This window comes from Streptomyces sp. NPDC059009 (genome assembly GCF_042740175.1).
GTDB lineage: Bacteria > Actinomycetota > Actinomycetes > Streptomycetales > Streptomycetaceae > Streptomyces.
This window is the reverse complement of record NZ_JBHYJB010000002.1, coordinates 224,890-248,739: the sequence shown is the minus strand read 5'-3', so window position 1 is coordinate 248,739 and position 23,850 is coordinate 224,890. Positions and strand designations below refer to the sequence as shown.

The 23,850-nt window shown below is 68.6% G+C and carries 21 protein-coding genes; 9 read left to right on the top strand and 12 right to left on the bottom strand.

The features are described 5' to 3' along the window. Position 1: 1 nt before the first annotated feature. The 5 genes from ACFWYM_RS02975 to dnaA form a co-directional block, all read right to left on the bottom strand. A complete protein-coding gene (locus tag ACFWYM_RS02975) occupies positions 2-589 on the bottom strand; it encodes a DUF721 domain-containing protein (RefSeq protein ID WP_384829225.1) in 588 nt (195 codons plus the stop codon). After that, entirely contained in the window at positions 586-1,710 is a 1,125-nt protein-coding gene (gene recF / locus ACFWYM_RS02970; RefSeq protein ID WP_384829222.1) for a DNA replication/repair protein RecF, read from the bottom strand. Before recF ends, ACFWYM_RS02975 begins: the two co-directional genes overlap by 4 nt. A gap of 81 nt (positions 1,711-1,791) precedes the next feature. Beyond that, the gene (gnd, locus tag ACFWYM_RS02965) at positions 1,792-2,667 is read right to left on the bottom strand and encodes a phosphogluconate dehydrogenase (NAD(+)-dependent, decarboxylating) (RefSeq protein ID WP_384829220.1); all 876 of its coding nucleotides are present in this window, start codon (positions 2,665-2,667) and stop codon (positions 1,792-1,794) included. A gap of 92 nt (positions 2,668-2,759) precedes the next feature. Next, positions 2,760-3,890, bottom strand: a complete 1,131-nt coding sequence (gene dnaN / locus ACFWYM_RS02960) for a DNA polymerase III subunit beta (protein WP_384829218.1) — start codon at positions 3,888-3,890, stop codon at positions 2,760-2,762. Between the two features lie 817 nt (positions 3,891-4,707). Next, positions 4,708-6,651, bottom strand: coding sequence for a chromosomal replication initiator protein DnaA (dnaA, locus tag ACFWYM_RS02955; protein WP_384829216.1), 1,944 nt, complete (start codon positions 6,649-6,651; stop codon positions 4,708-4,710). A 364-nt stretch (positions 6,652-7,015) separates the two neighbouring features. Between dnaA and rpmH the strand changes: the two genes are divergently transcribed. From rpmH to ACFWYM_RS02910, 9 genes are all read left to right on the top strand, one after another. Beyond that, a complete protein-coding gene (gene rpmH / locus ACFWYM_RS02950; protein ID WP_003949374.1) occupies positions 7,016-7,153 on the top strand; it encodes a 50S ribosomal protein L34 in 138 nt (45 codons plus the stop codon). 21 nt (positions 7,154-7,174) lie between these two features. Beyond that, positions 7,175-7,546 (top strand): ribonuclease P protein component, encoded by a 372-nt coding sequence (gene rnpA, locus ACFWYM_RS02945; protein WP_384829214.1) that lies wholly within the window; start codon positions 7,175-7,177, stop codon positions 7,544-7,546. Then, on the top strand, positions 7,543-7,908 hold the full coding sequence (gene yidD / locus ACFWYM_RS02940) for a membrane protein insertion efficiency factor YidD (protein WP_384829212.1): 366 nt from the start codon (positions 7,543-7,545) through the stop codon (positions 7,906-7,908). The genes rnpA and yidD overlap by 4 nt, the downstream gene beginning before the upstream one ends. 3 nt (positions 7,909-7,911) lie before the next feature. Next, positions 7,912-9,243 (top strand): membrane protein insertase YidC, encoded by a 1,332-nt coding sequence (gene yidC, locus ACFWYM_RS02935; RefSeq protein ID WP_384829210.1) that lies wholly within the window; start codon positions 7,912-7,914, stop codon positions 9,241-9,243. 14 nt (positions 9,244-9,257) lie between these two features. Then, positions 9,258-9,773 carry a protein jag gene (locus tag ACFWYM_RS02930; protein ID WP_384829208.1) on the top strand — a complete coding sequence of 172 codons (516 nt, stop codon included), beginning with the start codon at positions 9,258-9,260 and terminating at the stop codon, positions 9,771-9,773. A gap of 108 nt (positions 9,774-9,881) precedes the next feature. After that, entirely contained in the window at positions 9,882-10,598 is a 717-nt protein-coding gene (gene rsmG / locus ACFWYM_RS02925) for a 16S rRNA (guanine(527)-N(7))-methyltransferase RsmG (protein ID WP_384829206.1), read from the top strand. 263 nt (positions 10,599-10,861) lie between these two features. Beyond that, entirely contained in the window at positions 10,862-11,938 is a 1,077-nt protein-coding gene (locus ACFWYM_RS02920) for a ParA family protein (protein WP_384829424.1), read from the top strand. Next, positions 11,935-13,038 (top strand): ParB/RepB/Spo0J family partition protein, encoded by a 1,104-nt coding sequence (locus ACFWYM_RS02915; protein WP_384829204.1) that lies wholly within the window; start codon positions 11,935-11,937, stop codon positions 13,036-13,038. The genes ACFWYM_RS02920 and ACFWYM_RS02915 overlap by 4 nt, the downstream gene beginning before the upstream one ends. Before the next feature lie 324 nt (positions 13,039-13,362). After that, the gene (locus ACFWYM_RS02910) at positions 13,363-13,980 is read left to right on the top strand and encodes a GNAT family N-acetyltransferase (protein WP_384829202.1); all 618 of its coding nucleotides are present in this window, start codon (positions 13,363-13,365) and stop codon (positions 13,978-13,980) included. Between the two features lie 65 nt (positions 13,981-14,045). Here ACFWYM_RS02910 and trxA read toward each other — a convergent pair whose 3' ends face one another. From trxA to ACFWYM_RS02875, 7 genes are all read right to left on the bottom strand, one after another. Next, positions 14,046-14,375, bottom strand: a complete 330-nt coding sequence (gene trxA, locus ACFWYM_RS02905; RefSeq protein WP_384829200.1) for a thioredoxin — start codon at positions 14,373-14,375, stop codon at positions 14,046-14,048. Between the two features lie 45 nt (positions 14,376-14,420). Further along, the gene (gene trxB, locus ACFWYM_RS02900) at positions 14,421-15,380 is read right to left on the bottom strand and encodes a thioredoxin-disulfide reductase (RefSeq protein WP_384829198.1); all 960 of its coding nucleotides are present in this window, start codon (positions 15,378-15,380) and stop codon (positions 14,421-14,423) included. Positions 15,381-15,539: 159 nt separating this feature from the next. Then, positions 15,540-16,520: a hypothetical protein gene (locus ACFWYM_RS02895; RefSeq protein ID WP_384829196.1), complete on the bottom strand. Its 981-nt coding sequence runs from the start codon at positions 16,518-16,520 to the stop codon at positions 15,540-15,542. Beyond that, positions 16,517-17,272, bottom strand: coding sequence for an RNA polymerase sigma factor SigM (gene sigM, locus ACFWYM_RS02890; RefSeq protein WP_384829194.1), 756 nt, complete (start codon positions 17,270-17,272; stop codon positions 16,517-16,519). Before sigM ends, ACFWYM_RS02895 begins: the two co-directional genes overlap by 4 nt. A gap of 17 nt (positions 17,273-17,289) precedes the next feature. After that, positions 17,290-18,999 carry a serine/threonine protein kinase gene (locus ACFWYM_RS02885; protein ID WP_384829192.1) on the bottom strand — a complete coding sequence of 570 codons (1,710 nt, stop codon included), beginning with the start codon at positions 18,997-18,999 and terminating at the stop codon, positions 17,290-17,292. Between the two features lie 118 nt (positions 19,000-19,117). After that, positions 19,118-21,442 carry a murein biosynthesis integral membrane protein MurJ gene (murJ, locus tag ACFWYM_RS02880; protein ID WP_384829191.1) on the bottom strand — a complete coding sequence of 775 codons (2,325 nt, stop codon included), beginning with the start codon at positions 21,440-21,442 and terminating at the stop codon, positions 19,118-19,120. A 46-nt stretch (positions 21,443-21,488) separates the two neighbouring features. Continuing rightward, the gene (locus ACFWYM_RS02875; RefSeq protein ID WP_384829188.1) at positions 21,489-23,834 is read right to left on the bottom strand and encodes a DUF6049 family protein; all 2,346 of its coding nucleotides are present in this window, start codon (positions 23,832-23,834) and stop codon (positions 21,489-21,491) included. Between the last annotated feature and the right edge of the window lie 16 nt (positions 23,835-23,850).

Genomic DNA, 23,850 nt, shown 5'->3' with positions numbered 1-23,850 from the left:
CTCATCCGTAGGTGTCACCGGGACCCGTGCTGCCCGGTGCGCGCAAGGGCCCGAAGCGCCGCGCGGGACCACCGGGACCGAGGACCTTGATGAGGCGTACGGTGCCGTGCCCCAGGTCCTCGTTGAGCCGAGCGACCAGCTGCGGAGCCATCAGCCGCAGCTGCGTCGCCCACACCGTCGAGTCGCACTGCACCGTCAGGACCCGGTCGTCCTCGTCGTACTTCTGCGGGACGCAGTGCCGGGCCAGGTCCTCGCCGACGATCTGCGGCCAGCGCCCCATGACGCCGCCCACGGCGGCCGGGGTCTCCCAGCCGCGCTCGGTGATCAAGCGGTTGATGGCCGAGCCGAGCGGCAGCGGATCGCGCCCGTCGGCGCGCGCCCCGGACCGCAGCCCGCCGCGCCGCGCCTGCTTCTTCTGCTGTGCCGCCGCCCCACGCGCGCGTGCCTGCTCCTTGGCGGCGCGCAGCGCGACCCGGGCCAGGTCGACTCCGGAGGGCTCGGGCGTCTTCGGGGTATCCGCGGAAGCGGAACCGGAACCGGAGATACCGGGTGTCTCCTTGTGGGGCCCTTCGGCACTCTCTGCACTCATACGCGTTCCACCGCACCGTCCGACACCGCATACCGCGCCCCGGCGAGCACACCCGGAACGTCATCGTCCACCGCGGCCGTCACCAGCACCTGCTCACCCGGGGCCACCAGTTCCGCGAGCCGCTCGCGCCGGCGCGCGTCGAGCTCCGCGAAGACGTCGTCGAGGACGAGGACCGGCTCGTTCCCCTCCGCCCTCAGCAGGTCGTACGAGGCCAGGCGCAGCGCGAGCGCGTACGACCAGGACTCCCCGTGCGAGGCGTAGCCCTTCGCCGGGAGCTCGCCGAGCTTGAGCAGCAGCTCGTCGCGGTGCGGGCCGACCAGGGTCACGCCCCGCTCGATCTCCTGCTTGCGCGCCTCCACCAGGGCGGCGATCAACTGCTCGTACAGCTCCTCGCGCGTCTGCCCGACGACCTGCGGCGAGGACGGCCGGTACTCCAGGGCGAGCGGGCCACCGCCGGGCGCCAACTGCTCGTACGCCTTGTCGGCCAGCGGCTGGAGTGCCGCGATCAAGTCGAGCCGCTGGGCGAGCAGTTCGGCGCCCGCGCGCGCGAGGTGCTGGTCCCAGACGTCGAGCGTGGACAGGTCCATGGAGCGGCCGCCGTGGCGGCGGGCCAGGGCGGCGGACTTGAGAAGGGTGTTGCGCTGCTTCAGGACGCGGTCGTAGTCGGACCGGACGCCCGCCATGCGCGGGGAGCGCGCCGTGATCAGCTCGTCGAGGAAGCGCCGCCGCTCCCCGGGGTCGCCCTTGACCAGCGCGAGGTCCTCGGGCGCGAACAGCACCGTCCGCACGATCCCCAGCACATCACGCGGTCTGACCTGCGAGGACCTGTTGATGCGGGCGCGGTTGGCCTTGCCGGGGTTGAGCTCGAGCTCGATCAGCTGCTGCCGCTCGCCCTGGCGCACCGCGGCCCGGATGACGGCGCGGTCGGCGCCCATGCGCACCAGCGGGGCGTCGGAGGAGACCCGGTGACTGCCGAGCGTGGCCAGATAGCCGACGGCCTCCACCAGGTTCGTCTTGCCCTGGCCGTTGGGCCCCACGAACGCGGTGACGCCCGGATCGAGAGGTACCTCGACCCGGGCGTACGAGCGGAAGTCGGCCAGCGACAGATGCGTGACGTGCATGGTCGTGACCGACCTCCCCCAGGGTGTGGACAAGGCCGCTGCCCGTGCCCACCGAATCCGTGGATCTGTGGAACGTGTGGATTACTTCTTCTCGACGGCGTGCCCGCCGAACTGGTTGCGCAGCGCCGCGACCATCTTGATCTGCGGGGAGTCCTCCTGGCGCGAGGCGAAACGCGCGAAGAGGGACGCGGTGATCGCGGGCAGCGGCACGGCGTTGTCGATCGCCGCCTCCACGGTCCACCGACCCTCTCCGGAGTCCTGTGCGAACCCCCTGAGCTTGTCCAGGTGCTCGTCCTGGTCCAGGGCGTTGACCGCCAGGTCGAGCAGCCAGGAGCGGATGACCGTGCCCTCCTGCCAGGAGCGGAAGACCTCGCGCACGTCGGTGACCGAGTCCACTGCCTCGAGGAGCTCCCAGCCCTCGGCGTACGCCTGCATCATCGCGTACTCGATGCCGTTGTGGACCATCTTGGAGAAGTGGCCCGCGCCGACCTTGCCCGCGTGGACGGAGCCGAAGTCGCCCTCGGGCTTCAGGGCGTCGAAGACCGGCTGGACCTTCGCGATGTTCTCGGCGTCGCCGCCGTACATCAGGGCGTAGCCGTTCTCCAGGCCCCAGACGCCGCCGGAGACGCCGCAGTCGACGAAGCCGATGCCCTTGGCGGCGAGCTCCTCGGCGTGCTTCTCGTCGTCCGTCCAGCGGGAGTTTCCGCCGTCCACGACCACGTCGCCGGGCGACAGGAGCTCGGCGAGCTCGTCGACCGTGGACTGGGTCGCGGCCCCGGCGGGGACCATCACCCACACGACGCGCGGGCCCTTGAGCTTGCCCACAAGCTCTTCGAGGCTGTGGACATCCGCGACGTCCGGGTTGCGGTCGTATCCGATGACGGTGTGGCCTGCGCGGCGGATCCGCTCGCGCATGTTGCCGCCCATCTTGCCGAGGCCGACGAGACCGAGCTCCATCAGAGGTCTTCCTTAAGTAGCGATGTGGCGTTGCAGGCACTTTCGTACCTGCGTCCGAGCCTACGCCCGGACGTACGCGCACACCTGTGGGCTCAGCCGCTCAGGCGTACAGGCATGATCAGGTACTTGTACGCGTCGTCCGCCTCGGCGTCGAGGGCGGGCTTGCCGCTGAGCAGCGCGGGCTTCGTGGACGTCGTGAACGAGAGCTGGGCGACCGGGGAGTCGATCGCGCTCAGGCCGTCGAGCAGGAACGTCGGGTTGAAGGCGATGGAGATGTCGTCGCCGTCGAGCTGGGCGTCGACCCTTTCCACAGCCTGTGCGTCGTCACTGGAGCCCGCCTCCAGGATGAGCACGCCCTGCTCGAAGCTGAGCCGGACCGGGGTGTTGCGCTCGGCCACGAGAGCCACGCGCTTGACCGCCTCGACGAACGGGGCCGTCTCGATCACCGCGACGGAGTTGAACTCCGTCGGGAAAAGCGTGCGGTACTTGGGCAGGTCGCCCTCGAGCAGACGCGTCGTCGTGCGCCGACCCGCGCCCTCGAAGCCGATGAGTCCCTCGCCCGCGCCCGAGCCGGAGAGCGCCAGGGTGACCGTGTCGCCGCTCGTGAGCGCCTTCGCGGTGTCCAGGAGTGTCTTGGCGGGCACCAGGGCCACCGCGGACGCCTCCGGGTCCTCCGGCTTCCACAGAAACTCGCGGACCGCGAAGCGGTAGCGGTCGGTGGAGGCCAGGGTGACCGTGTCGCCCTCGATCTCGATGCGCACGCCGGTCAGGACGGGCAGCGTGTCGTCACGCCCGGCCGCGATGGCCACCTGGGAGGCGGCAGAGGCGAAGACCTCACCGGGGACCGTGCCCGTGGCCGTCGGCATCTGCGGCAGCGCGGGGTATTCCTCCACAGGGAGTGTGTGGAGTGTGAATCGCGAGGAGCCACAGACCACCGTCGCCCGCACACCGTCTGTGGAGATCTCCACGGGGCGGTTGGGGAGGGCGCGGCAGATGTCGGCGAGGAGACGGCCGGAGACGAGGACCGTGCCGTCCTCATCCACCTCCGCGTCCACGGAGACACGCGCCGAGACCTCGTAGTCGAAGCTGGACAGGCTCAGTGCGCCGTCCTCGGCCTTCAGCAGCAGGCCCGCGAGGACGGGCGCAGGCGGCCGGGCCGGGAGACTGCGAGCCGCCCAGGCCACCGCCTCCGCGAGTACGTCGCGTTCCACCCGGATCTTCACTTAGCCGCCCTCCTGCTGTTGCTGGCACCGGGGACCAGTCTGACGCACCGCACTGACAGTCGGTGCCGGTCGGGGTCAAGTCGTGCCGAGAGGTGTCGGGCCCAGCGAGCTCGAGTTGTGCACAGCCCCCACTTCCAAACGAAATCCCAGGACTCTCTAGTTGGGAGTAGTAGTAGGGCCTGTGGAAACCGTGGATAACAGCAAATGCGCAGGTCAGAGCCGGTTTTTTATCCACGGCACCTGTGGGCGCGAGCGGTGGACAACCTGCGGTTTCTGTGGACGGGGGAAAGTTCTGCACACCCGATGCACAGGTGGAGGCCACTTCTCCCCAGCGCTGTCCCCAGCTTTACCCAGCTTCCCCACAGGCCAACCGACCCCCTTGGTGTGACGCCTTTCACTCGACTCGGTGAGAGGGCGCGTTGCGTTGCCGAACAGTGGACAGCCGTGTGGAGAAGCTGACCAAAGTTGGGGACAACGAGCCACAGCCTGTGGGCCGCCGGTGGACAACGTTTTGAACAGCCTGTGGACGAAGATCTCTTCCACAGGCTGTGGAGAGTCTTCGTCCACGAATCCACAAGCAGCTGACCTGGGTTGATGACCTTTCAGCAGGATCGTCTGTGGACACGGTCTGGACAACTTGGCGGTCCCCAGGGTGTGGACGCCAGAAAGTCCGCAGATCTGTGGAGAACAGGCGTAACTCCGGGCAGATTCGAACACCGGATGTGGACGCAGGCCCCGGGCAACGCCGAAGGGCGCCCCGGAAGTTGATCCGGAGCGCCCTTCTAAGGCTTCTGCAGACGGTTCCGACGGCGGCCCGTCAGCCGTTCTTGATGCGGTTGGTGAGCTCGGTGACCTGGTTGTAGATGGATCGCCGCTCAGCCATCAGCGCCCGGATCTTGCGATCGGCGTGCATGACGGTCGTGTGGTCGCGGCCGCCGAACTGGGCGCCGATCTTCGGCAAGGAGAGGTCGGTCAGCTCCCGGCACAGATACATGGCGATCTGGCGCGCCGTCACCAGGACGCGGCTGCGCGAGGATCCGCACAGATCATCCACGGTGAGCCCGAAGTAGTCGGCGGTGGCCGCCATGATGGCCGTCGCCGTGATCTCCGGAGCCGCGTCCTCGCCGCCCGGGATCAGGTCCTTGAGGACGATCTCTGTGAGCCCCAGGTCCACGGGCTGCCGGTTGAGCGAGGCGAACGCCGTGACCCGGATCAACGCCCCTTCCAGCTCACGGATGTTGCGCGAGATGCGGGACGCGATGAACTCGAGCACCTCCGGAGGCGCGTTGAGCTGCTCCTGCACCGCCTTCTTACGAAGGATCGCGATACGGGTCTCCAGCTCGGGCGGCTGGACGTCCGTGATCAGGCCCCACTCGAACCGGTTGCGCAGCCGGTCCTCCAGGGTCACCAGCTGCTTGGGCGGCCGGTCGCTGGAGAGCACGATCTGCTTGTTCGCGTTGTGGAGCGTGTTGAAGGTGTGGAAGAACTCCTCCTGCGTCGACTCCTTGTCCGCGAGGAACTGGATGTCGTCGACAAGAAGGATGTCCATCTCGCGGTACCGCTTGCGGAAGCTGTCGCCCTTGCCGTCGCGGATGGAGTTGATGAACTCGTTGGTGAACTCCTCGGAGCTCACGTACCGCACCCGCGTGCCGGGATAGAGGCTGCGGGCGTAGTGCCCGATCGCATGCAGCAGATGCGTTTTGCCGAGTCCCGACTCCCCGTAGATGAACAGGGGGTTGTACGCCTTCGCGGGCGCCTCGGCGACGGCCACGGCGGCCGCGTGCGCGAACCGGTTCGACGCACCGATGACGAAAGTGTCGAAGAGGTACTTGGGGTTGAGGCGCGCGGTGGGCTCACCCGGGCCGGTCGCGGGAGCGGGCTGCGCGGCCAGCGGGCCGGGGGCGCCGCCCCTGGGGTCGACGTGACCGCCCGGACCGTTGGCGGACTGGGACAGCTCGTGCCGCTCACGGCGGTCGGTGTGCTCCCGCGGAGGCTGCCGCCCTTGCGGCTCCTGCCGCGGAGCTTGGCGCTGCTGGTCGTACGGGGAGCGCTCCTGGTCGTACGAGGGACGCTCTTGGTCGTACGAAGGGCGGTCGCGCTCGTAGGGCGAGTGGTCCTGCTGCGGCGCGGTCCGGTAGTCGCGCTGCGGCGGCTGCGCGGGTGTGGCGTACGGGTCGCGCTCAGGGAAGCCGAGCCGCTGCTGCTGCCAGCCGTAGTCGTCCTGGGGCTCCTGCTGGGGCCAGGCACCGGGCGCGGGCCGCTGGTAGTCCGGGTAGGCGGGACGGGCGGTCGGCAGCGAGTCGTTCCGCGCACCGCCGCTCTGCTCGTCCGCCGGGCGGTGGCCGTAGCTCTCGTACGGCTCGTGGTTCTCGTACGCGTCCCGGCGCTGGCCGGAGGCGGGGGGCAGCTCTGGCTCCTCGTAGCGCTGCGGGGGCTGCGGCGCGGGCTGCTGCTGTACGGGGGGCGCCGGAGGGGCCGGCTCGCCGACCGAGTCGTCGACGGTGATGGCGATGCGGATCGGCCGGCCACACTCACGGCTCAGGGTCTCGCTGACCACCGGGGCGAGGCGTCCTTCGAGGACACCCTTGGCGAATTCGTTCGGCACGGCGAGCAGGGCGGTGTCCGCGACAAGCGCCAGCGGCTGGCACCTTTTGATCCAGTGCTCGTCCTTCGCCTCGACACCCTGTCCGCGTCCCTCGCCGAGCAGCTGTTCCAGAACTCGTGGCCACACTGCGGCAAGATCGGCAGGTACGTCAGCCACAGGGCACGCTCTCTCACGGGGTCCCACGAAGGTGTGGTTCCTGGGACGGAAATCGGGATGGGCAGGGGGAAGGGAACGAATCGGAGTTCAGCCACGGTAGTCAGGGCAACGGGTGCGGTTCAAGTTGTTGTCCACAGGCTGTGCACAGTGTCTCGCCCTGACGGCCGGTTTGACCGGATGGCGTAGCCCCGCGTACCGTAACCAGGTCGAGTTGTCGATGGCTGCTGCCGCCTGCCTCCGATGGGCAAGATCACTTTCCGTGATCGTTTAGCGGTGCACTCGGGCGTATTGCGAGCTACTCGTGGGCGCACGGTGACAGCCAGGCGATGTCCCGCCATCTACGAATCATTTCTGGAGCCCCCGAGTGAGCAAGCGCACCTTCCAGCCGAACAACCGTCGTCGCGCCAAGACCCACGGCTTCCGGCTGCGCATGCGTACCCGTGCCGGCCGCGCGATTCTCGCGTCCCGCCGTGGCAAGGGTCGCGCCCGCCTGTCCGCCTGATCGCAGTCAGGTCATGCCGTCGTGCTGCCTACCGAGCATCGGCTGAGGCGGCGCGAGGACTTCGCGACCGCGGTTCGCCGAGGACGCCGGGCCGGACGCCCGCTCCTCGTCGTCCACCTAAGCAGCGGTGCAACGGACCCGCACGTATCGGGGGAGAGCGTTCCCCCGACGCGTGCGGGTTTCGTCGTGAGCAAGGCTGTGGGCGGGGCGGTCGTACGCAACACCGTGAAGCGCAGGCTTCGACACCTGATGCGTGACCGATTGGCCTTGGTGCCCCCCGGTAGCCTGGTAGTCGTACGCGCGTTGCCCGGTGCGGGCGACGCCGACCACGCACAGCTGGCCCGAGACCTGGACGCCGCCTTGTCGCGGCTACTGGGAGGGGGCGCGCGATGAAGTACCCGCTGCTGGCGCTGATCAAGCTGTACCAGTGGACGATCAGTCCACTTCTCGGCCCGGTGTGCAAGTACTACCCGTCGTGTTCCCGCTACGGCTACCTGGCCATCGACCGGCACGGTGCGATCAAGGGAACAGCGCTCACTGCCTGGCGGATCCTCCGGTGCAATCCGTGGTCCCTGGGCGGTGTCGACCATGTTCCGCCGCGCAAGCGCCCGCGGTGGCACGAGATGCTGCGTGCCGCCTGGCGCGAACGCAAGGGCGGGACCTCCGCCGCTGGCGTGCCGTCCGGGAACCTTCCCTCGGCTCCCCCGAGCCCGGCCGCCGAGACCGAGACCCCGTCCCATGCTCAAGGAGCCTGATTAGTGGACACGATTGCCAGTCTCTTCAGCTTCATCACGAAGCCCGTCTCATGGATCATCGTCCAGTTCCACTCGCTGTACGGGAAGGTCTTCGGTCCTGACACGGGCTGGGCCTGGGGCCTGTCCATCGTGTCCCTGGTGATCTTGATCCGGATCTGTCTGATCCCGCTCTTCGTGAAGCAGATCAAGGCGACTCGGGCGATGCAGACGCTGCAGCCCGAGATGAAGAAGATCCAGGAGCGCTACAAGAGCGACAAGCAGCGCCAGTCCGAAGAGATGATGAAGCTGTACAAGGAGTCGGGCACCAACCCGCTCTCCTCGTGCCTTCCCATCCTGGCGCAGTCCCCGTTCTTCTTCGCCCTGTACCACGTGCTCAATGGCATCGCCACGGGCAAGGAGATCGGCTTCATCGACGGCCCGCTCCTGGAGAGCGCGCGGAAGGCGCACATCTTCGGCGCCCCGCTGGCCGCGAAGTTCATGGACAGCCCGTCCAAGGTCGAGGCGCTCGGTGCTTCCCTGACGGACGTTCGCGTGGTCACCGCGATCATGATCGTCCTGATGTCGTTCTCGCAGTTCTACACGCAGCGCCAGCTGATGACGAAGAACGTGGACACGACGGTCAAGACGCCGTTCATGCAGCAGCAGAAGATGCTGATGTACGTCTTCCCGGTCATGTTCGCCGTCTTCGGCATCAACTTCCCGGTCGGTGTCCTCGTCTACTGGCTGACCACCAACGTGTGGACCATGGGCCAGCAGATGTACGTCATCCACCAGAACCCGACCCCGGGCTCCAAGGCCCAGGCCGCGTTCCTGGAGCGTCTGCAGAAGCACGTCACGCACTCCAAGAAGACGCGTAACCGCCGCGAGACCAACGTCGTCAAGGCGATCGTCGCGAAGGGCCGCGACCGCAACGAGTTCGAGCGGAAGTTCATCAACGGCCTGAGCAAGGCGGGTCTTGTCGCCCAGGCCGACGGCACCGTGATCGTCAGCGACTCCACGGTCGCCACCGAGAACGAGGACGGCACGCCGACCACGGGCGGCGGAGCTCCGAAGCGGCAGCAGCCGAAGCGACAGAGCAAGTCGCAGCGGCAGTCCGCCACGACGCAGGGGGCGGCCAAGAGCGACGCCGCTGCCAAGCCGGCCGACGACTCCGGCTCGGACACGTCCACCAAGGCATCCCTGGAGAAGGAGCCTCAGGACGCAGCAGCCAAGGACGCCCCCGCCAAGGCCCAGCCGAAGGGCGGCTCCAAGCCCGGCTCCGGCACCCGCAGCAAAGCCAAGTCCGGACAGCGCAAGGGCCAGCAGCGGCCCAAGCACCCGTCCTCCAAGAAGTAGAAGGAGTCCATCCCGTGACGGAAGGCACCACCACCTCCGCCGCAGCTGAGGCTGGCGACACCCTCACCCGCCTCGAGCAGGAGGGCGAGATCGCGGCGGACTACCTCGAGGGTCTGCTGGACATCGCCGATCTCGACGGCGACATCGACATGGACGTCGAGGCGGACCGGGCCGCAGTCTCGATCATCAGCGACTCGGGCAGCCGTGATCTGCAGAAGCTGGTCGGTCGTGACGGCGAGGTCCTGGAGGCGCTCCAGGAGCTGACGCGGCTCGCGGTGCACCGTGAGACCGGTGACCGCAGCCGCCTGATGCTCGACATCGCGGGCTACCGCGCCAAGAAGCGCCAGGAGCTCTCCGAGCTGGGTGCCAAGGCCGCGGCTGAGGTGAAGAGCTCTGGCGAGCCGGTGAAGCTCAAGCCGATGACGCCCTTCGAGCGCAAGGTCGTGCACGACGCGGTCAAGACCGCCGGGCTGCGCAGCGAGTCCGAGGGCGAAGAGCCGCAGCGCTTCGTCGTCGTACTGCCCGCCTGATTCGGTACGTAGTTCTTCCGGCCCCGTCTGTTCGCAGACGGGGCCGGTCTTTGTCAGCCTGATAGTCAGCGACCCTGTGCGGTAGCGCGGTACGGAAGGACGACCCCTGTGTCGGAGGCAGCGGAGCTCCCCCCAGCGCCTGAAGAGGCCAGGACAGTATTCGGCGAGCGCTTCCCGGACGCCGTCCGGTACGCGGAGCTGCTGGCCGACGCGGGAGTGCAGCGTGGGCTGATCGGCCCCCGCGAGGTGCCTCGGCTCTGGGAGCGGCACCTCCTGAACTGTGCCGTGCTGTCCGAGGTCGTGCCGCAGGGCGTCACGGTGTGCGATGTCGGCTCGGGCGCCGGCCTTCCGGGTATCCCCCTGGCGCTCGTCCGCCCGGACCTGAAGATCACGCTGCTGGAACCACTGCTGCGGCGCACGAACTTCCTCACCGAGGTGGTCGAGCTCCTCGGTCTCGACCATGTGACGGTCGTGCGTGGCCGCGCTGAAGAGGTCCTGGGCAAGCTACCGCCCGTCCATGTGGTCACCGCACGTGCTGTAGCCCCGCTCGACCGTCTCGCGGCGTGGGGCGTTCCTCTCCTCCGTCCGTACGGAGAGATGCTGGCGCTCAAGGGCGACACGGCCGAGGAAGAGGTCAAGGCCGCCAGCGCTGCCCTGAGCAAGCTCGGTTCCGTGAACACTTCGGTGCTGCACGTCGGCGAGGGCATCGTGGACCCGTTGTCCACGGTGGTCCGGGTCGAGGTCGGGGAGAGCCCGGGCGGTGTGCGGTTCGCGGCCAAGCGGGCCAAGGCAGCCAGGACGGGCCGGACTCGACGTCGCCGCTGATCGTCCGACGTCAGGAATCCATACTCCACACAAGCAGGCAAACGTACGCATACCGGAGTGTCGCCGGGGTGCGGCGCGAACGACTATGCATCGTGTTTCACGTGAAACGTCGCTCACTGCTGCATGGCATCATCAGTCGCGGCCGCGCTGCTGAACCTCGCGACCGCAGACCACTCGGTTCCCTCGACAAGGGAACGGAGTTGTCCACAGAGGTGGATTCGTCCACAGAAGACCGGGCCTCGCTGGTTCACGACCCCGAAAGCATGGGAGGCTCTGTTCATTGCGAGCCTGAAGTCGAGGAGAGTGAATCCTTGCGGTCCGACGCCAACATCGCGGGACCGATGACCGATCCGGTCCCCGGTCCCCGTACCGAGTCGGCGGGGGAGGATGTTTCACGTGAAACACCGACCCCGATGGACGACACCCCCATCGGTCGAGCCGCCCAACTGGCGGTGGAAGCTCTCGGCCGCGCGGGCGAGGGCCTGCCGCGACCCGAGCAGACCCGAGTCATGGTGGTGGCCAACCAGAAGGGTGGAGTGGGCAAGACGACGACGACCGTCAACCTTGCCGCATCCCTCGCCCTGCACGGTGCGCGTGTCCTGGTGATTGACCTCGACCCACAGGGCAATGCCTCCACGGCACTGGGGATCGACCACCACGCCGAAGTCCCCTCCATCTACGACGTGTTGGTGGAGAGCAAGCCACTCGCCGAAGTTGTCCAGCCGGTTCCGGATGTCGAAGGTCTCTTCTGCGCCCCCGCCACGATCGATCTCGCCGGTGCGGAGATCGAGCTCGTGTCGCTTGTGGCGCGTGAGAGCCGACTGCAGCGGGCGATCCAGGCGTATGAGCAGCCGCTGGATTACATCCTCATCGACTGCCCGCCGTCCCTCGGCCTGCTGACGGTCAACGCGTTGGTCGCCGGAGCCGAGGTCCTGATCCCCATTCAGTGCGAGTACTACGCACTCGAGGGACTGGGTCAGCTTCTTCGTAATGTCGACCTGGTGCGGGGGCACTTGAACCCCAGCCTGCATGTGTCGACGATCCTGCTCACCATGTACGACGGCCGGACCCGGCTCGCTTCCCAGGTCGCCGACGAGGTGCGCAACCACTTCGGCGAGGAGGTGCTGCGGACGAGCATCCCGCGCTCGGTCCGTATCTCCGAGGCTCCGAGCTATGGACAGACAGTCCTGACTTACGATCCCGGTTCGAGCGGTGCCCTCTCGTACTTTGAGGCCGCCCGCGAGATTGCGCTGCGCGGGGTGGGCATCCGTTATGACGTGCAGCACGCCCACACGGGCGCTCAGAACGACCAGCAGAGCATGACGGAGGGGATGCAGTGAGCGAGCGACGGAGAGGGCTGGGGCGTGGCCTCGGCGCCTTGATCCCTGCGGCCCCGACGGGTGAGAAGTCGGCCGCTCCCGCAGCTGGCGGAGCCTCGACCTCGCCGACCGCGGTGCCGGTACTCACCGCGGAGCGTGGCGTCGCGGCGGCCAAGGTGGCATCCCTGCCGCAGAGTCCCGTTCCCCCGGAGACGGAGGAGCCGACGAGCGCGCCGGTGGAGGAGCTGGAGCGTCCGGCCGGGGCTCATTTCGCGGAGCTTCCGCTCGACTTCATCAAGCCCAACCCGAGGCAGCCGCGTGAGGTCTTCGACGAGGACGCCCTCGCCGAACTGGTCACGTCCATCAAGGAAGTCGGGCTTCTCCAGCCGGTCGTCGTACGGCAGCTGGGTCCCTCGCGCTACGAGCTCATCATGGGCGAGCGGCGCTGGCGTGCCTGCCGCGAGGCCGGGCTTGAGCGCATCCCCGCGATCGTCCGGGCCACGGATGACGAGAAGCTTCTCCTGGACGCGCTCCTGGAGAACCTGCACCGGGCGCAGCTGAACCCGTTGGAAGAGGCGGCCGCCTACGACCAGCTGCTCAAGGACTTCAACTGCACGCACGATCAGCTGGCGGACCGGATCGGGCGTTCCCGCCCGCAGGTGTCCAACACGCTGCGGCTGCTGAAGCTCTCTCCGGCCGTGCAGCGGAGGGTTGCTGCCGGGGTGCTGTCCGCGGGACACGCGCGAGCGCTCCTTGCCGTGGAGGACTCGGAGGAGCAGGACCGCCTGGCCCACCGGATCGTGGCCGAAGGGCTCTCGGTGCGGGCTGTCGAAGAGATCGTGACCCTCATGGGTTCGCGTCCCCAGAGCACCCCGAAGGCGAAGGGGCCGCGCGCCGGTACCAGGGTCTCGCCGGCGCTCACCAGTCTGGCGACACGGCTCTCCGACCGCTTCGAGACCCGGGTGAAAGTAGACCTGGGGCAGAAGAAGGGCAAGATCGTCGTCGACTTTGCGTCGCTGGAGGACCTGGAGCGCATCCTCGCCACGCTGGCCCCGGGTGAGGGTCCGGTCCTGAGGAGCGGGCTCGACGAGGACGCCCCCGACGAGTCGGCCGAGGACTGAGGGATCGGGGCGCTCTGAGGGGCGTCCGGCCGTCCTGTGAGAGCGAGCCGTGTCCGGTGTGTACCGGAACACGGCTCGCTCTTTGCTTTCTTACGGTATCGATGCAATCGCATCGTGGATACGATGCGTTCGGGTATGGCGCATCCACCCGACGGCACCTCATGGGGAGGCAGGGGCCATGCGATCGGTGAGCCGCACCGGACTGATGACCGCGGGCCTTGGGCTGGGCGCGGTCGGAGGCTTCGTCGGCAGCTTGCTCAAAGAACGGAGCGCTCTGACAGCCGCTCGCGACGCGGCCGGCGAAGGAAGTGAGGATCCGCCTTCATGGGGCGTCGGCTCGTACCGCTCACGCTGGACAACCTTCCGGACCTTCCCAAGCGCTGCCGTGCGTGCGTCTTCTGGGAGTTGGACCCGGTCAGTGGCCAGGCTGCGGTAAAGGCGGGTACCCCAGAGCTGGAGAAGGAGGCGTGGATCTCCGCTGTCCTGCTCGAGTGGGGGTCCTGCGGCAGGGTCGTGTACGTCGACGATGTGCCGGTGGGTTTCGTGCTCTACGCGCCGCCGGCGTATGTCCCGCGTTCCACTGCCTTCCCCACGAGTCCTGTGTCCCCCGACGCCGTTCAGCTCATGACTGCATGGATCATGCCGGGGTACCAGGGGCAAGGGCTCGGCCGGGTCATGGTTCAGACGGTGGCGAAGGATCTTCTGCGGCGAGGCTTCAAGGCGATCGAGGCATTCGGGGACGCTAGGTGGGAGAAGCCAGCCTGTGTGCTTCCCGCCGACCATCTGCTGGCCGTGGGATTCAAGACGGTAAGGCCGCATCCCGCGTATCCGAGACTGCGGCTGGAGTTGCGTACGACGCTCTCCTGGAAGGAAGACGTCGAGTTGGCGATCGACCGGCTGCTGGGTGCCGTTCAGAAGGAACCGGCACTGCGACCGCTGTGAACGACGAATGGGCCAACCCACGGGGGGTTGGCCCATTCGTGTTTCACGTGAAACAGCGCCGCGGATCAGTCAGCGATGAAGTCCGCCAGGTCCTTCTCGATCGCGGCCTTCGGCTTGGCCCCGACGATCGTCTTGGCGACTTCGCCACCCTGGTACACGTTCAGTGTCGGGATGGACATGACGCCGTACTTGGCAGCCGTGCCGGGGTTCTCGTCAATGTTGAGCTTGACGACCTCGATCTTGTCGCCGTGCTCCTTGGCGATGGCCTCGAGGGACGGAGCGATCTGGCGGCACGGGCCGCACCAGGCGGCCCAGAAGTCCACCAGTACGGGCTTGTCGCTCTTGAGGACGTCCGCCTCGAAGGAAGCGTCGGTCACGTTCTTCAGGTCGGCCACGACGGGCTCCTAACTGGGTTGTGCGGTGGGGAGGATGATCGGTTGTCAGACAGTGGCTGCCGTGGTCTCGCTGTCCGCGAGGGCGGCGAGGAAGCGCTCGGCGTCGAGGGCAGCGGCACAACCGGTACCGGCCGCCGTGATGGCCTGGCGGTAGGTGTGGTCGACCACGTCACCGGCGCCGAAGACGCCCGTCAGGTTCGTACGGGTCGAGGGGACCTCAACCTTCAGGTAGCCCTCGTCATCCAGATCGAGCTGGCCCTTGAAGAGCTCCGTGCGCGGGTCGTGGCCGATCGCGATGAAGAGGCCCGTCACCGGCAGCTCCGAGGTTTCACCCGTCTTGAGGTTCCGCAGCGTCAGCCCGGAGAGCTTCTGGTCGCCCTTGATCTCGGCGACCTCGCTGTCCCAGATGAACTTGATCTTGGGGTCGGCGAAGGCGCGCTCCTGCATCGCCTTGGAGGCGCGGAGGCTGTCGCGACGGTGGACGATCGTGACGGACTTGGCGAAGCGCGAGAGGAAGGTGGCCTCCTCCATCGCGGTGTCGCCACCACCGATCACGGCGATGTCCTGGTCCTTGAAGAAGAAGCCGTCGCACGTCGCACACCAGGAGACGCCGCGTCCGGAGAGCGCGTCCTCGTTCGGCAGGCCGAGCTTGCGGTGCTGCGAGCCGGTGGTGACGATCACGGCCTTGGCACGGTGCACGGTGCCCGCGGTGTCCGTGACGGTCTTGACCTCGCCGCTGAGGTCGACGGCGATGACGTCGTCCGGCACCAGCTCGGCGCCGAAGCGCTCGGCCTGGGCACGCATGTTGTCCATGAGCTCGGGGCCCATGATCCCGTCCTGGAAGCCCGGGAAGTTCTCCACATCGGTGGTGTTCATCAGCGCACCACCGGCGGTGACGGCGCCCTCGAACACCAGCGGCTTGAGCGACGCGCGCGCGGTGTAGAGCGCCGCCGTGTAGCCGGCGGGCCCGGAGCCGATGATGATCACGTTACGGACGTCGGTCACGGCTTGATTCCTCGTCTCTGGCGACTGCTGCGTACTGCTGGCGGGTGCCCTTCTCAGGACTCTCACCCCACCCAACGGATCCTACGGGGCGTGCATTCCCGACGGGTCCGAGCGTACGGAAGCGTGTCAGTCAGCCAGAAACTCCAAGCCTTCGCAGGGTCAGCTACGGGAGTAGGAGCGCGTCAGCAGAACCGTGCCCTGTGAGGTGCCCGACGAGGACTTGTCAGCGCAAGCGCCATCGATGACATAGGCCGAGACCTTGCTGCTGTCCGTGGCGTGGTCGACCACGACCAGGTAGGCGGTCTTCCCCTCGTATGTTCCCCGCTCGGCGGCGAGTGGTGTCTTGCCATCGAGACTGCGGTTGATGCAGTCGGGGATGGTGACGGTGGGCTCCCGCTCCGGCGGGTTCGAGTCCGGTGTGCGCGGGCTGGAGCGGACGTCGAAGGACTTCTTCGGGGCGCCGCCCTTGGTCAGTAGATCGTGGACCTGGCCCTGCAGCCTGCCCGTGGAGTACGCGTGCGGATCTGCTGCCTGCGTCTCGGTCTGTGAATCCTTCGAGCCGTCCTCACCCATGTTCTGCATCAACAGAGTGCCGAGCCCGATGGCGGCCGCTGCCACGACAGCGCCCAGCACGGTGATGCGGCGACGCCCGGCACGGCCGCTCCGGCGCTCCCGACGCCGTCCCGGTCCTGTGGCGGCACGAGGATGCCCAGCGGGTCGGTCGGCGGCGGACCCGCCAGCAGTGGCTGCGGGAATCGCTGTTTCACGTGAAACATGCGCGACGGGTGCGGGCGCGGATGCAGGGACGTCGGGTGCTTCCTCCGGCTCCGCCGACGGCCCGCGCTTTCCTGACGTGGCCTCTGCCAGGTCAGAAGCATTGACTGTGGAAGCATCGAGCAGCGCTTCGGCGGCGAGGGCCGCGTCGATGCGTTCAGTGACATCAGTGGGCATGCGCGACGGCCCGGGCAGGGTGCCGAGCATCCCGCGAATCTCTTCCAGGGAGTCGTAGACATCCGTGCACAGCGCGCAGTCGTCCAGGTGCCGACGGATGTCGATGCTGCGGGACGGTGGGAGCAGGCCCTCGGTGAGTTCGGAGATCTCGGCGACGTCCGGGTGCCCGGCCGAGTCAGTCGTCGTCACGCTCGCCCACCTCCGCCCTTCACTGAAGCCGCATCACTTGGTCCTGAACCCCGGGGGTTCGCTGCCGGTGGGACGGATGTCCCCTGGGTCCGGTTCCTTCCTGGGCCGGGATTTCTTCCCCCTTCCGTGTCCCCGCTGTCGTCTCCGCGTGCCGGAGGTTCCGTACGCAGATGCGTGAGCAGGGGGAGGAGTCTGGCTCTGCCCCGGGCGCAGCGGCTCTTCACCGTTCCCGTCGGGACATCGAGTACGCGGGCTGCCTCGGCCACGGGGTAGCCCTGCATGTCCACCAGGACGAGAGCGGCTCGCTGGTCGGGGGGCAGGGTGCCGAGCGCTTCGAGGAGCTCGCGGTGGAGGTCGTTGCGTTCGGCGGGAGCGGCAGCCGACTCATGGGGTTCCAGGAGCTGTTCGAGCCGCTCGGTGTCGTCGACGGGTGAGGTCTTCCGGGAGGCCGCCTTGCGGGCCCGGTCGAGACAGGCGTTCACCGTGATGCGGTGCAGCCACGTTGTGACGGCCGACTGGCCGCGGAAGGTGTGTGCGGCGCGGTAGGCGGAGACCAGGGCGTCCTGGACCGCGTCAGCGGCCTCCTCGCGGTCTCCCAGGGTGCGCAGGGCGACGGCCCACAGTCGGTCGCGGTGGCGTCGGACGATCTCGCTGAAGGCGTCCTTGTCGCCGCCGACATGGCGGGCCAGGAGGTCCTGGTCGCTCATGTCGCCGTGCGTGGTGTTCTCCACCGTGGAACCCCCCTCCCCCATGAGTCCCGCCCTGTGTCTCAGCTCGTGAACTTCACATCGGTGATGGCCTGCTTGTAGCCAGCACCCCAGTACCCATCAGTTCCGGACTTAGGTACGTCTGTCATCCACAAGAGCACGTACCGCGTCTTCACCGGGGAGCCCGCCTTGACCTTCGAGGTCTTGGTCGAGGTGTTGCCGGTGCCGATCTTCTTCATGGACTCGATGGACTGGGACGGCGACAGGGAGTCGACGGCGTACAGCGAGACCGAGGTGTGGTTGCCGCCGTAGCGCAGCCCTATCGACGCGGCCGAGACTTCCTTTTCCGAGCCGAGGTCGTAGACGATACCGACGCCCGGCTTGTACGGGGCCAGCCTTGGTCCGTCGTTGAAGGTCTTGGTTCGCCAGTACGTCGAGCTGTCACCGTCGTACGTCTTCTGGACGCTGTCCGCGTCCTGTGCGCCACCCTTGACCACGAACTCTTGGGCGTTCTCGATGGTGAGCGGCTTGCTGGGCTTCGGCAGGTTCTTGTCGCCGTCGGAGTTCTGGGTCGTGCCGGAGTCACCGGAATTCCCCCGGTCCATGAGGGCGTCAGCCAGCTGCCAGCTGCCCAGCCCGAGCGCAGCGATGAGCAGCGCCGACACGGCCCACTTGAGCGCCTTGCCGGTACGGCTCTGCAGCGGCGGCGGGGGAGCCTGCACGGGCTGGGTCGCGCCCGGTCCGGCCGCGGGGCGGCCGTAGGTGCCCTGCTGGTATGTGGTGCGCTGGTACTCGGGCGGCGCCGTGAACGCGGGCTCCGGCGGGCGGATGCGCGGCATCTCACCGATCGCCTTCACCAGCTCCTCGGGCGTGGTGCACGGAGGCTCCTGGCGGGAGGCGGTCGCACCATCGTTGGCGAGTGCCCGCATGGCGAGCTCCGAGAGACCGCGGTGGACGCCAGCGCGTACCTGGTCGGGGGCGATGAGGCCCACGCCCTTGGGCAGCCCGGACATGCCGTATGCGTCGTCCTCGTACGGCCAGCGCTGGGTCAGCGCCGCGTACAGGAGCGCGCCGATCGCCTCCGTGTCGGTGCGCTGCGGGGTGTCGGAGCTGATGCCGCGCAGCGCGGCATTCACAGCGAGGCCGCGGATGCGGTACTGCCCGGACGAGGTGCGCAGCACGGCGCTCGGCGTCAGTCGCAGATGGGCCAGGCCCTCACGGTGCGCGGCCGCCATGGCCTGGGCTACCTGGCTCGTCAGCTGGTAGGCGTCGTGGGCTTCGAGGGGGCCGGCGGCAAGGAGCGCCGTGAGCTCGGTGGCGTCCGGCAGCCACTCGTGGACCACATAGACGAGATCGTTCTCCTCGACCGCGTCCAGGACCTGCACGAAGCGCGGGTCGCCGAGAAGCGCCGAGGAACGGGCCGCCGCCAGGACGGAGCGGGCCCGTGGATGGTCGGCGGGCAGCAGGTGCACGCCGACGGCCCGGCGGAGCTTCTCGTCCACCGCACGCCAACTGCTGAAACCGTCCAGACGGGTGACGCACTCCTCGAGCCGATAGCGTCTGGCGAGTTTGTGGCCGCTGTGCAGCTCGGGAGGCTTGGCCGCCTTGGGACTCGTCGGCTCGTCCGTCTCTGCTGCTTCTTCGTCTACTGCCGTGTCCCGCTCCCGGGTCTGGGCCACCCCGTCGGCCGTGGCCTGCTCCGCCTTTGCGGTCAGCGGCTCGTCGCCGCTGTTGTCTGCCACGTCGACGGCAGCCGTGCTCCGTTCCGCCACCGTCGTTCCTGCCTCCCCATCCGTTGCGCTTCGTCAGACGCCAAAGCCAATTGTGCCCACAGTCCGGCGCTATGCACGACACGCGGTGGCCGACGATGGTTGTGCGAACCCCGTGAAGTCAGCGGCCGAGGCGCCCGCGGACCATGCCGACCATGGAGTTGAGCTCCGCGATGCGCATCTTCCGGGCGGCGACGAAGAAGACTCCGCCGAGGACCACTCCGCCGACGACCAGCGCCGCGAGCGAGCTGATGGCCCCGCTGCCCAGAGCCCTGAGGATCGCGAAGCCGACGGCGCCGCCGGCGAGGGCCGCCGGGACCGAGGCGCCGATCAGCCGGGTGTACGTACGAGCCACCTGCGCGCCGTCCAGGTCGCCGCCCAGCCGCTTGCGCAGCCGCTGCCAGGCCACACCGACCCCGACCGCGTAGGCGAGGCCGTAGGAGGCGCCCATGCCGACGACAGCCCAGCGGGCGGGCAGGACGAGGAAGCAGAGCGCCGACGCCGCCGCGTTGACGAGCGCGACGATGACCGTGTTGTAGAAGGGCGTCCGCGTGTCCTCGTAGGCGTAGAAGCCCCTCAGGACGACGTACTGCACGGAGTACGGAATCAGGCCGAGGCCGAAGGCCATCAGCGTGTAGCCGATGTTCTGCGCGCCCGAACCGGATCCGGAGTACAGCAGGGTCGCCATCGGCACGCCGAGGGCAAGGAAGGCGAAGGCGCAGGGCACGATCGCCACGGCCGAGGTGCGCAGGCCGTGGGAGAGGTCGTCGCGGACTGCGGCGGGGTCACCGTCGTTGGCGGAGCGGGAGATGCGGGGCAGGATCGCGGTCATCACCGAGACCGTGATGATGGCCTGGGGCATCTGCCAGAGCAGCAGCGCGTAGTTGTACGCGGTGATGCCGGTGCCCGCGTGGCCCTCGTGGGCCGCCGTTGTACCGGCGCTGGTGGCGAGCTGGGTGACGACGACCATGCCGAGCTGGTTGGCGAGGACGAAGAAGAAGGTCCACTTTGCGAGCCGGGCCGCCTTGCCGAGGCCGTGGCCGCGCCAGTCGAACCGGAGCCGCAGCTTGAATCCCGCCTCGCGCAGGTACGGCAGCATCGCCAGGGCTTGCACGATCAGGCCGAGCAGCGTGCCGAGGCCCAGCAGGCGTACGCCGTCCGGCGTGATGTTGGACGGCGTGACGCCGGAGTCGGTGAAGCCGCCGAAGGCCCAGATGAAGGCGCCGAAGGTGGCGATGACCACGACGTTGTTGAGGACCGGGGTCCACATCATCGCGCCGAAGTGGCCGCGGGCGTTGAGGATCTGTCCGAGTACGACGTGAACGCCCATGAAGAACATGGTCGGGATGCAGAAGCGCGTGAAGGTGACCGTGACGTCCATGCGGATGGGGTCGTCCGCGATCGTCGGCGACATCATGCGGACGAAGAGCGGCGCCGCGACCACACAGATGACGGTCACGCCCGCCATCAGGACCATCACCAGGGTGAGCAGTCGGTTGGCGTAGCCCTCGCCGCCGTCGTCGTCGTTCTTCATGGAGCGCACGAGCTGCGGGATGAAGACGGCGTTCAAGGCACCGCCGCCGACGAGGACGTAGATCATCGTCGGCAGCGTGTTGGCCACCTGGTACGAGTCGTTGAGCAGGCCGACGCCGATCGCGGCGGCCATGACCAGCGTCCGCAAGAAGCCGGTGAGGCGGGAGACGATGGTGCCGGCCGCCATCACGGCGCTCGACTTCAGCAGGCTCGAGGCGCGGCCGCCTGACTTCTTGGGCGCGGCCGCGGGGGCGGGAGCCGGAGGAGTCGGGGCACCGGGGGGCTCGGCCGGCGAGTAGCCCTCTTGGGGCTGCTGGTAGCCGTTGTTCTGCGGGTAGCCCTCGCCCTGGGGATAGCCGCCCTGTTGGGCCGGGTAGCCGACGCCCTGCTGAGCCGGGTAGCCCTGGGCCGGGTAGCCGGTCGGCTGGCTCCGGTAGCCGCCGGGCTGCTGGTCCCGGAAGAGGTGCGCGAAGGCGTCCGGCTCCTGACGGTCCTCCCCGGCCTGTGTCACGAGGTCGTCCACGCCGACGAACTGCGTCGTGCGGGCGTCGTCGCCGTACGGGAGGTGCCGGGTCGGCCCCTCCGGCTCGGGCGGCGGGGTCTGCGCCCACACCCGGGGGTCGGGGGCGTGCTGCGGCGAGGGCGGCTGGGAGTAGAGAGGCTGTTGCTGCTGATACGTCCCCGGGGGCGGCGGGGGGTGCGCGGCGCGGTCGTAGAGCGCCTCGGTCACCGGGTCCTGCGCGGAGAGGTCCTGCGCCCGGTAGGGATCCTGGGCGTAGGCGTCCTGGAGGTAGGCGTCCGGTGCGGGCTGCTGTGGAACCTGGCCGTTCTCATGGGGGCCGGGAGGCGGGCCCCCGGCCGAGGCAGAGCCGCCCGCGCCCTGGCCGCGGTCACCGTCGTACGGCGCGTTCATGGTTACCCCACCTCATCGTCCCCGGGCCCACGGGCCACGACTTCGCTCAACGGTCCACTCTCTCACCCGTGTCGGACGGGTCGGTGCTTTCCGGAGCGGTGTCCGGCGTCGGGTCACTCGGCTGCTCGGGGTCGTCTTCCCCGGAGGCGGTCCCCGATTCCCCGTCGGGGCCCTCGTCGGCGCCCTGTTCGGCGCGTTCCCGGGCTGCGCGCTTGCGCTGGGTGTACATGCGGAATCCGGCGAGGACGAGCAGCAGGATGCCGCCGGCGATGACCAGCATCACCGTCAGGGTGATCTCGGTGACGTTGACGTCGAACCGGACCGGGTCACCGTACGGCTGCCCGTCTTCCGTGTAGAGCTGGGCGAACACGGGGACCGGACCGTTGGCGTTGGCGGTCGTGGTGAACTTCACCGACTGGCTGTGCCCGCCGGAGATCTTGACCTGCTGCTCCTGGTACGGGCCGTCACCGATCTTGAGGCGGGTCGGGTTCGTCGACGTCAGGCGCAGGACCAGGTGGTCGACGTTCTGCACCAGGTTGTTCTGGACCGTGACCGGGATGGTCGCGCTGCGCCCGGAGAGCTGGGCGTCGGACTTCTTGATCAGCGACACCTGCTCGGTGAGCTTGCCGAGGTAGCTCTCGACGCTCGTGCCGTAGTCCTCCGCCGCGCCGGGGTGCCCCCGCCAGGACGTGGCCATCTCACGGTCTATGGCCCGCCCGAAGGGGGTCACGACGCGGTCGGGCTCGCTGAGGATCACCTTGAAGCGATCGAGCTTGTCCTGGGTGTTCTGGATGGTCTCGAACGCCTTGCGCGGCAGCTCCTGCTTGCGCAGCGACTGCGGGTAGGCCGCCGTCGAGGGCACCTGCGTGGTGGCGCCGGGGTCCGGCTTCGCCTTGGCCGCCGCGGTCAGGTCCTGGGGCTCCGACCAGCCGCCGTCGTCGAGCGCGGCGACGGCCTTCGCCATGGCCTGGGCCTGGCTCGCGGTGGGCATCCGCTGCGGGGCGACGACGATGCTGCGCTGCTTCTCCGGGTCCTGAAGCGTGATCATCTGGCTCTGGGCCACGAACTCCTGGACGGCGAGAGTGGAGTCCTCCGCGTCCGTCATATCGCCCTGGAAGGCCGTGGAGAGCCTCGCATCGGCGACCACCGCCGTCGTCCCGCCACCGATGGGACGGGCCGCGGTGGGCGTGTACAGCAGGCCGCCGGTCTCCCGCAGGCTGTCACTGCGGGAGATCACGGTGTGGGCGCCGGCCGAGGTGGCCACGTCGACGATCGAGGGGTCGATCGCGCCGTCCGCGGGCCAGGCGAAGTCGGAGCTCGGCTTGACGTGGAGGATCGTCTCCACCGCGTCGGCCCCGACGTCGGTGGCTCCCTTCAGGTGGCCGAGGGACCCGGTGACCGCCTTGCCGTTGTGTGCGAGGGAGGCGATGTCGGGGTCCGCGTAGGGCAGCGCGACGACCTTCTTGTCCTGGACGGTCTGCTCCAGCTCATTGAGCCAGCGATTCGCGTCCGCCTGGTGCTTTCCCGCGGTGAGGGTCTTCCCGTCCTCGCTCTGCACGCGGTAGCTGTCCGTCATGGCGTCGACGGCGGCCAGCAGGTCCGGATCGATGACCCACGTGACGTCGAGGTCGCGGCCCAGGGAGAGCATCTGCTCGAGGCGTCCGCCGGGGGCGAGTTCCTTGCCGAGGTCGTCGTCCTTGAAGACCGGCGTCTGCTCCTCGTCCGAGCCGGTCTCCGCCGTGAGGTGGATCCGGGAGATCAGCGGCCACAGATACGTCGTCTTGGTCTTCGTCTCGGAGGGCTCGGACTGCCACGGCAGGAAGGTCCGCTCGATTCCGAGCACCTGCGAGTACGGCTGGGCGGCCGTCTGGCCCGTGAGTGCGACGCCGAGCTGGTAGACGCCGTCGGTGCCGAGATCGAGGTCCTTGACCGGGACGGAGATCTTGAAGTCATGGGGCACGCCGGGCGCCAGCTTGGCGAACTTCTGGACGTACTTGCCGCCGATCTCCGTGCCGTCGGCGCCCGGAAGATAGCCCGTGCGCTTGGCGGCGCTGTCGATCTGGCTACGGCTGTTCAGAGTCGGTCCCACGCGCAGGCCGACCTGGGCCTCTGTGACCGTTTGCTTGCCGTCGTTGGTGACGGTGCCGGAGACGGTGACGGAGTCGCCGTCCACGGGGGCGGAGGGCGTGAGCTTGTTCAGGGAGACGTCGACCGTCTTGGAGCCGGTGGCGTCGGCCTTCGCGGTGGGCACCTCGGCGTGCGCGGGGGAAGTGGCCGGGAGCTGGAGCAGTCCGGCCAGCAGGGGGGCGCCTGCCAGCAGTGCCGCCGTGCGCCGCAGCCAGCGGCGGGCAGGTGCGGGACTCGTCCCCGGGTTGTCTGCCGCCTCGGCCACGCGTTCGCCCGTCCCT

What these genes read in the sequence shown, in the direction of transcription:
- yidD (WP_384829212.1), top strand. Translation starts at nt 7,543, where the DNA reads ATGAAGTACCCGCTGCTGGCGCTGATCAAGCTGTACCAGTGGACGATC.
- gnd (WP_384829220.1), bottom strand. Translation starts at nt 2,667, where the DNA reads ATGGAGCTCGGTCTCGTCGGCCTCGGCAAGATGGGCGGCAACATGCGC.
- ACFWYM_RS02920 (WP_384829424.1), top strand. Translation starts at nt 10,862, where the DNA reads ATGGGAGGCTCTGTTCATTGCGAGCCTGAAGTCGAGGAGAGTGAATCC.
- sigM (WP_384829194.1), bottom strand. Translation starts at nt 17,272, where the DNA reads ATGGGGGAGGGGGGTTCCACGGTGGAGAACACCACGCACGGCGACATG.
- murJ (WP_384829191.1), bottom strand. Translation starts at nt 21,442, where the DNA reads ATGAACGCGCCGTACGACGGTGACCGCGGCCAGGGCGCGGGCGGCTCT.
- recF (WP_384829222.1), bottom strand. Translation starts at nt 1,710, where the DNA reads ATGCACGTCACGCATCTGTCGCTGGCCGACTTCCGCTCGTACGCCCGG.
- ACFWYM_RS02975 (WP_384829225.1), bottom strand. Translation starts at nt 589, where the DNA reads ATGAGTGCAGAGAGTGCCGAAGGGCCCCACAAGGAGACACCCGGTATC.
- ACFWYM_RS02910 (WP_384829202.1), top strand. Translation starts at nt 13,363, where the DNA reads ATGGGGCGTCGGCTCGTACCGCTCACGCTGGACAACCTTCCGGACCTT.